Raw genomic sequence first — 13,549 nt, 5'->3', positions numbered from 1 at the left:
ACGAGCGGTTCATCCCCACGGGCGTGGGGAACACGCGTTTCCGGTCGGGTTGCCGGCCCACAGCGACGGTTCATCCCCACGGGCGTGGGGAACACGCCGAACGCCTCGAAAAACATCAACGGCGTGGCCGGTTCATCCCCACGGGCGTGGGGAACACCCTCGGCCCGACGATGAGCGACGGCAAAACGCTCGGTTCATCCCCACGGGCGTGGGGAACACCAGAGCGAGCGCCGGATGTAGCCCTCCGGCGCCGGTTCATCCCCACGGGCGTGGGGAACACGCAGCGCCGTCCGCGATGCCCGTGACGTCGAACGGTTCATCCCCACGGGCGTGGGGAACACGTCGTAGCCGCCCTCGCCATCGCTGATGGCGACGGTTCATCCCCACGGGCGTGGGGAACACCTGCGCACCTTCGAGCAGTTGCCCAAAAAAGTCGGTTCATCCCCACGGGCGTGGGGAACACTACGTACGCTGCCGACAGCAGGCCGATTTTTTCGGTTCATCCCCACGGTCGTGGGGAACACCGCTGTCGATATCACCGGAAGCGGCGTGTTGAACGGTTCATCCCCACGGGCGTGGGGAACACGACGGGGTTGGCCTGCGTCGCGCCGGTGATGGTCGGTTCATCCCCACGGGCGTGGGGAACACTTGCCGGCTCGCAACCCATGATGTAGAGCAGGCGGTTCATCCCCACGGGCGTGGGGAACACACCTGGTCGGCCAGCGTCTTCTGGCGGCCGACCGGTTCATCCCCACGGGCGTGGGGAACACCGAAAAAGCCCCGCCGAAGGTGAGTGAAGCGCCGGTTCATCCCCACGGGCGTGGGGAACACCTCCCGAGCGGCTCACCCCGCCCGCTCGTCGCCGGTTCATTCCCACGGGCGTGGGGAACACCAGAGGCGCCGGTCGTCGAGCTCGCCGGCGACCCGGTTCATCCCCACGGGCGTGGGGAACACGAACTGCTCAAAGGCGGCTATTGCGACTTGGTGGGGTTCATCCCCACGGGCGTGGGGAACACGTTTGCGTCGTAGAACGCGAGCAGGCTATCGGCGGTTCATCCCCACGGGCGTGGGGAACACTTCTCCGGCGTGCGCGTGTTCTGCGGCAAAACCGGTTCATCCCCACGGGCGTGGGGAACACCGTTGCGATAAAGCAGGCCTCCAGCCATATCCCGGTTCATCCCCACGGGCGTGGGGAACACTGCTGCAGGGGGTGTGAGATGGCGCGCCCCATCGGTTCATCCCCACGGGCGTGGGGAACACTGTATGCGACCGCCAATGGGTCGCTCTTTCGTGCGGTTCATCCCCACGGGCGTGGGGAACACGTGATCGTCGCAAGCAGTTCGCGCCACGCGTCCGGTTCATCCCCACGGGCGTGGGGAACACGGACACGGATGCGCTGATGTTGATCAGCCACTTCGGTTCATCCCCACGGGCGTGGGGAACACCTGCGCGCGAGCGAGATCAACGCCTACTATTCCGGTTCATCCCCACGGGCGTGGGGAACACTTTATCGTGCAGGAGGGGCAGTCGCTGCGCCTGCGGTTCATCCCCACGGGCGTGGGGAACACCGTGCCGATCGCCATATTGACGACGATTCCGTCGGTTCATCCCCACGGGCGTGGGGAACACGCCGGCAGTCGACATGCACTCGCACTCAACCGGCGGTTCATCCCCACGGGCGTGGGGAACACGTCCGCTTCGTACAGCAGACGGCCGCTTCTCACGGGTTCATCCCCACGGGCGTGGGGAACACCAGGCAAATCATCCAGTTCAGGACGTCGCCCGCGGTTCATCCCCACGGGCGTGGGGAACACGCTTCGCGGGTCTTGTCGCGCGAGTCGCCGCGCGGTTCATCCCCACGGGCGTGGGGAACACGATCTTCACTTTCGCGTCGTCGCGCCAGAATCCGGTTCATCCCCACGGGCGTGGGGAACACCTACGCCGTCCTGTCGCGATCTGGTACAAGTACGGTTCATCCCCACGGGCGTGGGGAACACATCACCAGGTCCTCTTCCGTCATGCGCAGCTTCGGTTCATCCCCACGGGCGTGGGGAACACGCGAGCCGAGCCAAGCGCAGTCATCGCGCGTGCGGTTCATCCCCACGGGCGTGGGGAACACAATTCAGGGTGCACCCCTGAATGCGGGAGAGGCGGTTCATCCCCACGGGCGTGGGGAACACGTCAGGATGTGCAGTTTCGCCCGAGCCAGTTCGCGGTTCATCCCCACGGGCGTGGGGAACACTCGTTCCAGCCGATCGAGCGGTTCAGCGCCGCCGGTTCATCCCCACGGGCGTGGGGAACACAAAGATCCGCGACAAGACCGGCAGCGCCTTCTTCGGTTCATCCCCACGGGCGTGGGGAACACCAGCCAACGCATCGCGGGCGCTTCGGGTTTCGCGGTTCATCCCCACGGGCGTGGGGAACACGTCTTCGGTGAGATGCTGGTCTTCGCGACTGGCGGTTCATCCCCACGGGCGTGGGGAACACGCAGGGTCGATTCCAACGACCTCTGCCACCCGCGGTTCATCCCCACGGGCGTGGGGAACACCGTCGAGCGCTTGCCGCATCGCTTCGAGTACGTCGGTTCATCCCCACGGGCGTGGGGAACACTGCTCGATGACTCTCTGCGCGGCGACGAGGGTCGGTTCATCCCCACGGGCGTGGGGAACACCTCCATAGGAATGAGGGTATTCACAAGGTGGCCGGTTCATCCCCACGGGCGTGGGGAACACTACGCCGGCGACACGGTCAAGTACTGCGCGGCCGGTTCATCCCCACGGGCGTGGGGAACACGCCCCGACGGCCAGGCCGTCGCCGTCGCCGACCGGTTCATCCCCACGGGCGTGGGGAACACAAGCGAGCCCGCTCGTACGCAAGCTCATCGAGGCGGTTCATCCCCACGGGCGTGGGGAACACCGCAATCATCCAGCGCTGCGTCTCGACGATGCCGGTTCATCCCCACGGGCGTGGGGAACACTAGCGCAGCTCGTCCGACACCTCGAACGCCAGCGGTTCATCCCCACGGGCGTGGGGAACACGGCCTGCGCCCATTGCCGCAGCGCGTCGGCGCCGGTTCATCCCCACGGGCGTGGGGAACACTGGCCTTTCTCGCCGCCTTGATCTTGCTCATGCGGTTCATCCCCACGGGCGTGGGGAACACATCTTCCTCAACACTGATCTCATCCACAGCCACGGTTCATCCCCACGGGCGTGGGGAACACGGCCTCTTGGGGGCGTCGAGTTTGACCATCTGCGGTTCATCCCCACGGGCGTGGGGAACACGCCGGCCTGACCGCGCCGGATTCCATCGCCACCGGTTCATCCCCACGGGCGTGGGGAACACGGTAGACCCAGTCGAGGTAGAGGTCATATTCGCGGTTCATCCCCACGGGCGTGGGGAACACCGCGGCGCTGCCGTTTCGCGATCGCGTGCTGCAGGTTCATCCCCACGGGCGTGGGGAACACACGCCGCCCCGCTGCTCGATGCGCTGTGGCTACGGTTCATCCCCACGGGCGTGGGGAACACCGTTGGCGCGATTCCGGGCTGTGGTCACCAGCTACGGTTCATCCCCACGGGCGTGGGGAACACTGCTGCATCACGCGAAGCTTGCTTATGGACGGCGGTTCATCCCCACGGGCGTGGGGAACACAACAGCACAGCCACAACCGGAACAGCGGCGAACGGTTCATCCCCACGGGCGTGGGGAACACGTCTTTCGGCGGTTCCTCCTCTGGAGCAGGTTCGGTTCATCCCCACGGGCGTGGGGAACACCTAGTTTCCTATCCAAGCATCAATTCGTCATCCGGTTCATCCCCACGGGCGTGGGGAACACGCAAATGGATTTTGTTATTGTTATCTCGTGTGCGGTTCATCCCCACGGGCGTGGGGAACACCGACGAGGCGCGCGGCGTGAGCCGTTCTGCGCCGGTTCATCCCCACGGGCGTGGGGAACACCGCTACGGCGACTGGACCGCCATCGAATCGAGCGGTTCATCCCCACGGGCGTGGGGAACACGCGACGGGCGCGATCACGATGAAGATCGCCCCCCGGTTCATCCCCACGGGCGTGGGGAACACTTTGAAAATGAGAAACGCATCATACTCAATGGCGGTTCATCCCCACGGGCGTGGGGAACACCGTCACCCAGCCGCCCGCGCCTCGTCCCGCTTCGGTTCATCCCCACGGGCGTGGGGAACACGTTTTCCTCCAGTTCGCGGAGGGCATTGACGACGGTTCATCCCCACGGGCGTGGGGAACACGGCTGGCCTGGCGGCGGGCTGCGCGGTTCATTCGGTTCATCCCCACGGGCGTGGGGAACACGATCGACAGCGCGACGCAGGCCTCGCGGAAATACGGTTCATCCCCACGGGCGTGGGGAACACTGCAGCGACGCGGATTTGTAGAGGCCGAACACCGGTTCATCCCCACGGGCGTGGGGAACACAAGCTGAGCGACGTACTCAGGGACTCCTGCCCCGGTTCATCCCCACGGGCGTGGGGAACACATGCCCCACCGACCCGCGTAACTAGTACCTCTGCACAGAGGTTATGACTGTTTGGCTGGGTGCGGGTAAGCGCGGGCCAGTTTGCTCCGGGCGCGGTCGGTGGTGAACATCCAGTGGATGCGAGCGCCGATGGCGTTGCGCTGCTGCTCCCAAGCTGCAATTTCGCTGACGAGTCGGTCGCGGTCGCCGATGCGCCGGTCGAGGCACTGGCTGCGCAGCACCCCGATTTCGATCTCGACCATGTTGAGCCAGCTGGCGTGCTTGGGGGTGTAATGGAATTCCAGACGATGCAGCAACCGATGAGCTTCGGGCGCCGGGAAGGCTTCATAGAGCGCGCCGGGCGTATGGGTCGACAGGTTGTCGAGGACGACACGGATACGCTCGGCCTGCGGATAGTGGCAGTCGACCAGTTCGCGCATGCATTCGGCGAAGTCGCGCGCGGTGCGCTGCTCGGTTACCTTGACCCGGCGCCAGGACCGGTGCGCGTCGAGGAAGACGAACAGGTTGGCGGTCCCGTTGCGGCGATACTCGTAGTCGTAGCGCTCGAGCTGTCCGGGCATCGCCGGGATGGGCTGGCGCGCCTCGCCGATGAGCTGGGTGGGACTTTCATCGAAGCAGACCACCGGGCGCTCGGGATCGGGGACTTCAGCGTAGAGGTCGAGCACGTCCTCCATCCGGGCAACGTAGTGACCGTCGACCTGCGGGATGCACCACATCTTCTGGCGCCAAGGCTTGAGCTCGTTCTCCGCCAGGCGGCGGCGCACCGTCTCGCGTGACAGGCTCGCGTGCTCGGTGAGCTTGACTATCTCCCCCGCCAGCAATTCGAGCGTCCAGCGCGACCGCCCCGTTGGCGGCTTGGTGCATGCCGTGGCGACCAGCAGCGCCTCTTCCTTGCCGGTGAGCTTGCGCTCCGCCCCGGGGCGCGGCTCGTCGCTGAGCGCCGCTTCGATGCTGCCCAGCACGAAGCGGCGTTTGGTCCGATAGACCGTCGAGCTGCCCACTCCGACGTTCGTGGCAATCTCCTCGTCGCCGGCTCCGGCATCGGCCGCCAGCAGGATCTGCGCGCGTTTCACCTTGCGCACCGCTGCCTTGCCGCCGCCCAGCAGCATCCTCAATTCGTCGCGTTCGGCTTGGCTCAATTCGACCCGGTAGCGTACATTCATCGCGGCCCCTCCAAAATCTGGAGAGACAACAAATGAGCCAGAACTCCGACGCGGAACTCACCCCTTCGTCACCGCGCTTCACACCGGTGCAAGGGCAGTACCTCGCCTTCATCTATGCGTACACTCAGGTGCTCGGCCGGCCGCCGGCCGAAGCCGACTTGCAACGCTACTTCCACATCACGCCACCCTCGGTGCATCAGATGGTGCTCACGCTCGAGCGCCTGGGACTCCTCAGCCGACAGCCTGGAGTCGCACGCAGCATCCGACTCCTCGCCCCGCCCGAAGCCCTGCCCCTCCTGCGCTCGCCCGACCATCAACCTGTCAAATTCTGTGTGCAGAGGTACTAGTATTCCCCGGTTCATCCCCACGGGCGTGGGGAACACGCGCACGGCTTTCTGCAGCTGTTCGGCGCAATCGGTTCATCCCCACGGGCGTGGGGAACACAGCAGGTAATAAACCTGCTTTGGCAGCGCAAGCGGTTCATCCCCACGGGCGTGGGGAACACAGCCATTTCGATTTCCTCATGTGATTGATGAACGGTTCATCCCCACGGGCGTGGGGAACACACGAATGCCAGCGCCTCGGCTTGTTCCTTCACCGGTTCATCCCCACGGGCGTGGGGAACACCCACTCAGAGGCCGAATCCCCGAGCTGGCGACCGGTTCATCCCCACGGGCGTGGGGAACACCCAGCCCGCTCGATCGCCTCGCCTGAGCCTTACGGTTCATCCCCACGGGCGTGGGGAACACGTGCCCGAAGGGGCTGCGTTCTGCGACCCGGACGGTTCATCCCCACGGGCGTGGGGAACACTGCGCCAGTTTCCAGCCGGCCAGGTCGTCGCGCGGTTCATCCCCACGGGCGTGGGGAACACGAGAAAACCAGAAGAAACAGCACATTAGTTCGCGGTTCATCCCCACGGGCGTGGGGAACACGATAAGGCCAATGACGAAAATCCACGCCATGACGGTTCATCCCCACGGGCGTGGGGAACACACAACCGGCGCACCCCGTACCAAAAATTCCCGCGGTTCATCCCCACGGGCGTGGGGAACACACGGTCGCGATCAACAGTCCCGGCGGGGACGTCGGTTCATCCCCACGGGCGTGGGGAACACACTTCTTCCATCTCCATGAATTCTAATGGGATTTCAGAGTGTTCAAATGCTACCGGCTGAATTGTATGCCAAAAAGATATTTTTCGGATTGTTAAGGATCGGGGTTGTCGGCTTCCGGGTGGAAGCTCACCAGCCGTACTCCGTCCCAATCAGCGGGCAGACGCCGGTTGGCACCGAGAGTTTGAAATTCGAAGCCTGCTTCGTTGTTTGTATGCCATGCCATCACTGCGTTACCGTCTTCGATGCCTTCCTCCACCTGCTCCCAAACGTGCTCCCGCACCTTGCGCGAGTAATTGCCCACGTAGACCCCGGCACGTATCTCCAGCAGCCACACAGCAAGCCGCCCGCGTAAACGGGGCGGAGCGTTTTCAAGCACGATGACCAGCATCGCCCAAGTTCTCCGGATTCGGAATGGCGGGGCCGACAGCGTTTTCAGGCGCTTCCGGTCGCGGAATTTCGCCGGCAGCGAGGATTTCCTCGATGTCCGGGATGATCCGCTCCAGCAGTTTCGTTTGCCGGAAAATGTCGCGACAGGCGAGGCGTACCGCACGTTCCGGGTTCGGTGGTCCGCTCGCGGCTACTTTGAATGCGGCCGGGACGACGGTTTCAAACTTGTAGATATCCGCAACGTCATAGACGAACGACAGCGGTTTTCCCGTGTGGATGAAGCCTACCGCGGGTGCGTAGCCTGCGGCGAGTACGGCAGCCTCCGTCACGCCATACAGCGCCGCCGTCGCCGAGGACAGGCAGCGGTTGGGCAAATCCGACACATCCCAACTCTCCGGGTTGTAGTCGCGTCCCGACCATTTCACACCGAATTTCTGTGCCAGCAACTGATAGGTGCGCCGTACTCGTGCGCCTTCGATACCGCGCAACTGTTCGACGCTTCGTCGCGTCGGCGGCTCCTCGCCGAACCGCACCGCATACATCTTGCGCACGACCTTCAGTCGCAGTGCTTCATCGAGAGCCAGCTTCGCCTGATAGAGCAGTCGGTCTGCCCGCGCGCCGCCGGGCTGGCCGGATGAATAGAGCCGGACGCCGGCTTCACCAACCCACACGAGCAACGTTCCCACCCGCGCCGCCAGCGCTGCCGCCCGATGGGATACCCGCGTGCCCGGCTCCAGCATGATGCAGGCAACCCCGCCCACCGGAATATGCGTGAGCACCGGGCGTACCCGAAGGCCCTGATTGTCGACGACGACGAAGGCACCGTCCACGACGTCGATCTCGCCCTTCTCGACGAAGACGATCGACATCCGTTCCTTGATAGGGATGGGTTTGAGCGGTGGAAGCACGTTCAGAGTTCTCCTGCGCGGCGAAGCGCTTCGCGCATCAGATCTGCCGGCACTCGATAGCCGAACGCGGCCAGCGCATCGAAAAGCGGCGAGAGCGCGTCGACGTTGCCGGCTTGTCGTGCGGCAAGCAGTATGCCGACGGTGCCCACGACCGGAATGCCAAGCTGCTGCGCGACCCGGCGTCCCTTGCGTTCGTCGACAAGGGCAGGACAGGCCCGGTCCCGCGCCAGAATCAGCGCCGCCGCCTCGCCGCGTCCGAGCAGATGGTCTGCTGCAAACTGCGCTGTCCCCGTCACTGCGACACACTCGAACAACCCGGACTCGCGCGCGGCGAGAATCGCCCGGGCGCCGAGGCGCTGCGGCTGAATCGTGCATTCGGCAAAGACCTCATCGGGCACCAGCACTTCATCGAAATGGCTCGGCAGCAACCGAAGCAGCTCCAGTCGTGCCAACGCGATCAGCGGTCCGCTATCGGCGACGACCATGACGCGCGATCACATCGAGCTCCTCGTCCAGCTCGGCCGGTGTTTGCTGCACCACGGCCACGCCTGCCGCGCCGGTGCGCTCGATCATCTCCTCGATCCCGAGCCCGGCCAGCTTCGCAGCCTGGGCCAGCGTGACCGTGCCCTCGTCGAACAGCTTGATCGCCAGCGAGGTCCGTACCCCGCTTTCCAGCAGGGCGTCATCGAAGGGGACCGCCACGAAGACCGGGTTGCCGTGCTTGGTGATGACGGACAGTTTGCCCGCCTCGGCGCCCCGGATCAGTTCCCCGGTGCGCTCGCGCAGGTCGCGGACGGTGAAGGTTTCCATGGACGGCCCCGATCTCATGATTGTGCTATCAAATGATAGAACAATCTCAGCCGCGCGCTGGGGCAAGGGACAGCATTCCCAGTCCGAGCGCCTTGCCGTGCCCGATGCCGCAGAGCAGGCCCTTTCCGAGCGCTTCTACATTGGCGGCTTCCAGGATCCCGTCAAACCGTACGGTCTGAACCGTAATCCTGTTCCCCTTGTTGTGCTGCCTGACCGTCAGGCGTTCGCTGCTGCCACGGACGGCCTCGAGGAGCCGGAAGCCATAACGTTCTCCCTGGCGTGCGAGCCACGCTTGCTGTTCGTCCTCCTGTGACAGCCCATAGCGTTTCCCGGCGCGCGTGACGGTAGGATTGGCCACAATGCGGAAATGGTAGCGTCGGCCTTGTCGCAGGAGCGCGCCAAGATCCACATTCTTGTTGGCATGGAGTTGTCGAGCATAGTCATGCTGGGCGAGCAGCGTTTGCCAGTCGCCCGGCTCAGTCGATTGCACCAGAACAACGGCGCCATCGGTGTCAGTGTGACCGTTGTTGTACTCGGCGCGCCACAAGAAGCGCTTGGGTGGGGCATCGGCAAGTGGAGAAAATGCACGGCACAAGGTCCGGTGCATCTCGTACGCGTCGGCAAGATCGCGTCGCGCCTGCGGATGGCCGTGGTCAAGGATGAGCTTGGATAAGTACATCGACCACTCCTGAACGAACAAAGCGCGGCCCGAAGCGGCGCGTGGCGAATGGGGCGAGGGGCTGGTCCAGCCGGACGGCGCCTTCCGATGCATGCTCCGTCATCAGCCGAACGCCATGACCCGTGTGCTCCCTCTGCGGCTCCGCGATGGCCGGCTCCTGGCGCAGCGCGGTTTCCAGGTCTGACTCCCGCAGGCCGTCCGGCAGCCAGACCGGTTGGCTTGGCGGAAAACTCTTGCGGCCGAGTGAAAGCGGCCAAACCGGTGCTCGCAATGCTTGTTGTATGGATTCGAGCAGTCTGCGGTCTGAGCCTTCCAGTCCGACGAGAAACGCGGCATCGGCCAGGTAGTAGCGCGGGCTGACGACCGTGCGCTTAAGGTCGGCCTTGCCTGTGGCAATCATGACGCCGGTGGCGGTCTGGTAGTCACGCATCAGGATGCCTTCCTGGTCCACCCGAACGCCCATGCGCAAAGCGGCAAGATCGTCGATTGCCTCGGCCCGGTCGCGTCCTAGCGCAGCGCAAACGAGGCCGAGGACGCCGGATTTGGAGGGCTCGAGTTGGGTGTCGCGTTCATCGAAGCGGCTGGTGGTACCCCATGACTGCATCGGGCCGGCCAGTCGCAAGAGCAGAGTCGGCATGGTTCAGACTCCCAATCGGGCTGCGACCTGCTCCTTCACCCAGGCGGCCAGTGCATCAAGATTGGGTTGTCCCTTGCCCTTGCCGTCCGGCCACATGCCCGAGAGGTCGAGATAGGCCCACGCATCCTGGCCGTCGCTGTAGACGGCGCTGACCTTGGTGTCGTGCTCGGCCAATGCCGCGACCGAGAGTGCACTCAGCGGGAAGTCCTGTTTCGGCCAGACGGGCTTCTCGAAAGCGTTGGCGAGGTTGATCGGGCTTGTCCGGCGCAGCACGACGCCGACGAAGCTCGGCAGGTTGTGCGCGGCAAAGGTGTTCTGCTTGCCCGTCGGGATAGCGCGTGCCATCGCCTTGGTGAAGGCTTCCAGGCCGGTGAGCGCCAGTGCCGAGTCCTGTTGAAGGTTGTTTGCCAGCTTGTTTGCGTCGACGACAGCGTAACGATAGAAGGTGGCGGAGTTGAACTCCACCTGGCCGATCATGCCGGCACCGGTTTCGTCGGCTGCACCCTCGTCGTCGACGGCAGTAAAGTAGTCGAACTCACGCTCTACGCGATGGGTGCTGATGGCATGCGCGACCTGGCATGCGGCGTCCTGATTGACTTCGGGTAGATCGGCGAGCATGCGGCCAAACAGCGCCACGTCCACTGCCTTGCCCCCGTCGAGCAAGGCTTTGGCCTTCTTCGCTACGCCCTCCGGAGCACTGGCTTTCGCTTCCTTCTTGCTCTTCTTCTCGCCGTTCCCTCCCGTCGCGGTTACCAGTTCGTCCCAGTGTTCGTTCACCAACCGGGCAAAGCCGTCGATCTCGTTCATGCCGAGGAACAGCAGGTACTCGGTTTTGCCGTCGTCCTTGAGCTTGAGACCGGCTGCATTGAGGGCCGCTTCGATGCGTGGCTGTGCTTCGTTGCGGCCCATTGCGGCGAGACGCTCCTCGATCATCTGTACCAACTTCTTGGTGCGCACGCCCTGAAACTCGGGGGGAATGGTGGCGTGATCCTTGGCCGCAAGCCGGATTGCTCGCTTGAAGCACTGGCTGCTCACCCGCGCTCGGCGGTGGCCGCCGAAGAGTGCATCTTTCGGTGCGCCGGTATCGTCACGATTGAGATTGGAAGGGGCAAAGTTCTGGATCAGGTGGAACTCGACAAACAGGGCCATGACGTCCTCGCTTTATTCGGTGATCGTGCTGGAATCGGGAACTGCATCTTCTCCGGCCTCGCGCGGGGCGAGCGCCCGGTAGAAATCTCTTGCCCATCGCTGGCGCAGTGCGTCGCGCTGCTCGTGTGCGTAGGGGTTGAGCCATCGGGTGAGATCGTCGAGCAGCATGGTGTAATCGAAGGCAATGCCATCGGCGGCCAGCAGCGAAACGGCTTGCCGCAGGTAGTTCGACAGGTTCTCGGGATCCGCGGCGAGTAGCGTGATGAAGCGCTGTTCGATACTGTTGCTGTCGCGTTTGAGTTTCAGGTGCCCGAAGGCCATTGCAAGGCTGTAGTCGGCGCGCTGCGCCGGGTGCAGGGCAAAGAGGCCAGCCGCCACGTAGAGCGCTTTGCGGAACGGATCCGCCGTATGGCGCTGGGATCCGACAAAGCGTTCTACGAAAGGGAAGGCGGGCGGATAACTGCCTGGGTCGAAGGCTAGGCTACGCCGCAACGCCGCCAACGCGCCCCGGTCTCGTTCGGCAAGATGCATGAGGTGCCGCACGAAGTCCTGCGCCAGGCTGGGCTGCTTGGGTGAGCTTGCTGCGGTCACGGATATACCTCCTCGGCTTCAATGCTGGGTTCGGTCTTTGGGGTTGGTCTGGCGGTGCCGGCAACTTCGCCGCGCAATTCGCGCAGCAAGAGGCGCAACCTGAAATGGGTCCGCGCTTCGGCGCGAATGGCTTCTGTCGATTGTCCGAGACTTCGGCAAACCGCTTCCCATGCGTTCTGTGCTGAGACGGCGAGAGTGTTGCGCCAGTGGCTGTCAGCCTCGTCGATCTCCCCGTTGGCGATGCGCTGCAACAGGCGGGGCAGGGAACGTTCGGCATTGGCAAAGTAGGCTGCCGCGCACGGGCCGTTGTCGAGCACTGCCCGAGCCCGTGTGCGTGTGTCCTTGCTGGCCGGATCGGGCATCGTCTCCGCGATCATGTCGGCGGCGATGCCACGCAAGCGGAACCAGGTGTCGTCGGCCGCTTTGAGTTGTTGCCGCAGTAGCATTCCCGCATCGGGGTTGAGCAGGAGGGGCGCCGGGAGGGTGAAGCGTTCCGAGCGCCAGCGCAGCAGCTTGGCCTGGTCGCTGGCCAGTCCGGCAACAAGTACTGGCACTTCTGCATCCCACGTATCCGTTGCTTCGTGGAGCGCCGCGGCCCATGCGAGGACGCTGGCGGGAATGGCAAGCTTGCCGCTGCTATCCGGCATCAGCGATGAAAGATCCCGCCATACCGCACGTCCTTCGGTGAAGGAAACGCGAACCGGGCCGTTTGTGCCGATCCGGTAGCTTGCCATCGGGTCCGGTGCGTTTGCATCGTCGGCCAGCGCCAGTCCGGCGGCAAACCGAATGTGACGAATGCCGGACGTGTCGTCGTCCCGGATGAACAACACAGCGCGCGACAGGCGGGTGTAGCGGTCGCACGGTCCGGTGGCAAGGCGAGAATCGGCGCTCAGCGCGGCAAGCATCGGCGGTGTGGATTCCCACGCGGGAAGATCGTATTCGCTGGCGCGACTCGACGGATGAAGCGCCAGACACAAGGTCTGATTCAGGCTTTGGCCAAGCGGCAACACTGCCGCCGTGTTCGCCAGTGCCCCCGCTTTGTCCGAACCGCGAATCACCTTGACGAGGCCACCCGGCGTGAATTGCAGGAAACCCAAGAGGTTGCGAAGGGCCTGCGCAGGCAAAATTGCGGACGGGATTGTGTCGACCGAATGATCGAATACCACTGGTGCATTGCCGTTGGCGCTGTCCAGCGTGATCTGAGTCCAGGGTTTTGTCTTGTCTCGCGTTTCCGCTGCCTCGGCCAGTGCGGCGACCTGCATGAACGGATGTTCCGGGTGGAATAGCCAGAAGCGATCCCGCCATTGTTCGAGATAGCCGCGCAGGGCATCAGGCGGTAAGCCCTTGCGGTACCACTCCGCCCGGTCCCTATCCTTCCAGTTGCCCTTCGTTTGAATCAGCGCCCGATGGGTGATCGCCAGCAGCAGGCGATGCAGCGCGATCAGGTTGGGGGGCGACGTTTCGGTCAGCGCAGTGATGTCATTGGCGCGCTTGAAGAGCTCGATCAGTCCGATCTCCCGGCGTTCGCCTGTGCCGAAGTGCACCGGAATCCACGGTTCGTCCAACAGGTTGAAGCTGCGTGTCATCGCATGTGTCCTCGCTCA

The 13,549-nt window shown here is 64.2% G+C and carries 11 protein-coding genes and 2 CRISPR repeat arrays (1 of these 13 running past the window's edge); of the genes, 1 reads left to right on the top strand and 10 read right to left on the bottom strand.

All coding sequences use genetic code 11. The annotated features are described in order from the left end of the window. Window positions 1–4,506: a CRISPR direct-repeat array (repeat unit 29 nt; unit sequence CGGTTCATCCCCACGGGCGTGGGGAACAC); it reaches 118 nt to the left of the window's first position. Between the two features lie 41 nt (window positions 4,507–4,547). Continuing rightward, a complete protein-coding gene (locus GO606_RS04060) occupies window positions 4,548–5,669 on the bottom strand; it encodes an IS630-like element ISAzo9 family transposase (RefSeq protein WP_169120929.1) in 1,122 nt (373 codons plus the stop codon). Window positions 5,670–5,701: 32 nt separating this feature from the next. On the opposite strand from GO606_RS04060, the gene GO606_RS04055 reads away from it, so the two are divergent. Next, a complete protein-coding gene (locus GO606_RS04055; RefSeq protein WP_246979211.1) occupies window positions 5,702–6,016 on the top strand; it encodes a LexA family protein in 315 nt (104 codons plus the stop codon). A gap of 7 nt (window positions 6,017–6,023) precedes the next feature. Then, window positions 6,024–6,784: a CRISPR direct-repeat array (repeat unit 29 nt; unit sequence CGGTTCATCCCCACGGGCGTGGGGAACAC). A gap of 91 nt (window positions 6,785–6,875) precedes the next feature. Here the strand turns inward: GO606_RS04055 and cas2e are convergent. Genes cas2e through casA form a run of 9 tightly spaced genes read right to left on the bottom strand, consistent with a single transcriptional unit; the run spans window position 6,876 to window position 13,531 of the window. Further along, on the bottom strand, window positions 6,876–7,172 hold the full coding sequence (gene cas2e, locus GO606_RS04050) for a type I-E CRISPR-associated endoribonuclease Cas2e (protein ID WP_169118814.1): 297 nt from the start codon (window positions 7,170–7,172) through the stop codon (window positions 6,876–6,878). After that, entirely contained in the window at window positions 7,153–8,079 is a 927-nt protein-coding gene (gene cas1e / locus GO606_RS04045) for a type I-E CRISPR-associated endonuclease Cas1e (RefSeq protein WP_169118815.1), read from the bottom strand. Before cas1e ends, cas2e begins: the two co-directional genes overlap by 20 nt. A gap of 2 nt (window positions 8,080–8,081) precedes the next feature. Then, window positions 8,082–8,564 carry a PIN domain-containing protein gene (locus GO606_RS04040; RefSeq protein ID WP_169118816.1) on the bottom strand — a complete coding sequence of 161 codons (483 nt, stop codon included), beginning with the start codon at window positions 8,562–8,564 and terminating at the stop codon, window positions 8,082–8,084. Further along, window positions 8,548–8,889, bottom strand: coding sequence for a type II toxin-antitoxin system prevent-host-death family antitoxin (locus tag GO606_RS04035; protein WP_169118817.1), 342 nt, complete (start codon window positions 8,887–8,889; stop codon window positions 8,548–8,550). Before GO606_RS04035 ends, GO606_RS04040 begins: the two co-directional genes overlap by 17 nt. Before the next feature lie 46 nt (window positions 8,890–8,935). Continuing rightward, window positions 8,936–9,568 carry a type I-E CRISPR-associated protein Cas6/Cse3/CasE gene (gene cas6e / locus GO606_RS04030; RefSeq protein ID WP_169118818.1) on the bottom strand — a complete coding sequence of 211 codons (633 nt, stop codon included), beginning with the start codon at window positions 9,566–9,568 and terminating at the stop codon, window positions 8,936–8,938. Then, window positions 9,543–10,205 (bottom strand): type I-E CRISPR-associated protein Cas5/CasD, encoded by a 663-nt coding sequence (gene cas5e / locus GO606_RS04025; RefSeq protein ID WP_169118819.1) that lies wholly within the window; start codon window positions 10,203–10,205, stop codon window positions 9,543–9,545. Before cas5e ends, cas6e begins: the two co-directional genes overlap by 26 nt. A gap of 3 nt (window positions 10,206–10,208) precedes the next feature. Then, window positions 10,209–11,354, bottom strand: a complete 1,146-nt coding sequence (gene cas7e / locus GO606_RS04020; RefSeq protein WP_169118820.1) for a type I-E CRISPR-associated protein Cas7/Cse4/CasC — start codon at window positions 11,352–11,354, stop codon at window positions 10,209–10,211. Between the two features lie 12 nt (window positions 11,355–11,366). After that, window positions 11,367–11,945, bottom strand: a complete 579-nt coding sequence (gene casB / locus GO606_RS04015) for a type I-E CRISPR-associated protein Cse2/CasB (protein ID WP_211166652.1) — start codon at window positions 11,943–11,945, stop codon at window positions 11,367–11,369. Continuing rightward, complete coding sequence (casA, locus tag GO606_RS04010) at window positions 11,942–13,531, bottom strand: type I-E CRISPR-associated protein Cse1/CasA (protein ID WP_169118821.1); 1,590 nt, start codon at window positions 13,529–13,531, stop codon at window positions 11,942–11,944. Before casA ends, casB begins: the two co-directional genes overlap by 4 nt. Window positions 13,532–13,549 lie beyond the last annotated feature (18 nt).

The sequence above is a fragment of the Aromatoleum anaerobium genome, from assembly GCF_012910705.2.
Lineage (GTDB): Bacteria > Pseudomonadota > Gammaproteobacteria > Burkholderiales > Rhodocyclaceae > Aromatoleum > Aromatoleum anaerobium.
This window is presented reverse-complemented; position numbering and strand designations above follow the sequence as displayed.

Excerpts from the sequence above, each read along its gene's own strand:
- GO606_RS04060 (WP_169120929.1), bottom strand. The coding sequence starts at position 5,669 with ATGAATGTACGCTACCGGGTCGAATTGAGCCAAGCCGAACGCGACGAA.
- GO606_RS04055 (WP_246979211.1), top strand. The coding sequence starts at position 5,702 with ATGAGCCAGAACTCCGACGCGGAACTCACCCCTTCGTCACCGCGCTTC.
- cas2e (WP_169118814.1), bottom strand. The coding sequence starts at position 7,172 with ATGCTGGTCATCGTGCTTGAAAACGCTCCGCCCCGTTTACGCGGGCGG.
- GO606_RS04040 (WP_169118816.1), bottom strand. The coding sequence starts at position 8,564 with ATGGTCGTCGCCGATAGCGGACCGCTGATCGCGTTGGCACGACTGGAG.
- GO606_RS04035 (WP_169118817.1), bottom strand. The coding sequence starts at position 8,889 with ATGGAAACCTTCACCGTCCGCGACCTGCGCGAGCGCACCGGGGAACTG.
- cas6e (WP_169118818.1), bottom strand. The coding sequence starts at position 9,568 with ATGTACTTATCCAAGCTCATCCTTGACCACGGCCATCCGCAGGCGCGA.
- cas5e (WP_169118819.1), bottom strand. The coding sequence starts at position 10,205 with ATGCCGACTCTGCTCTTGCGACTGGCCGGCCCGATGCAGTCATGGGGT.
- cas7e (WP_169118820.1), bottom strand. The coding sequence starts at position 11,354 with ATGGCCCTGTTTGTCGAGTTCCACCTGATCCAGAACTTTGCCCCTTCC.
- casA (WP_169118821.1), bottom strand. The coding sequence starts at position 13,531 with ATGACACGCAGCTTCAACCTGTTGGACGAACCGTGGATTCCGGTGCAC.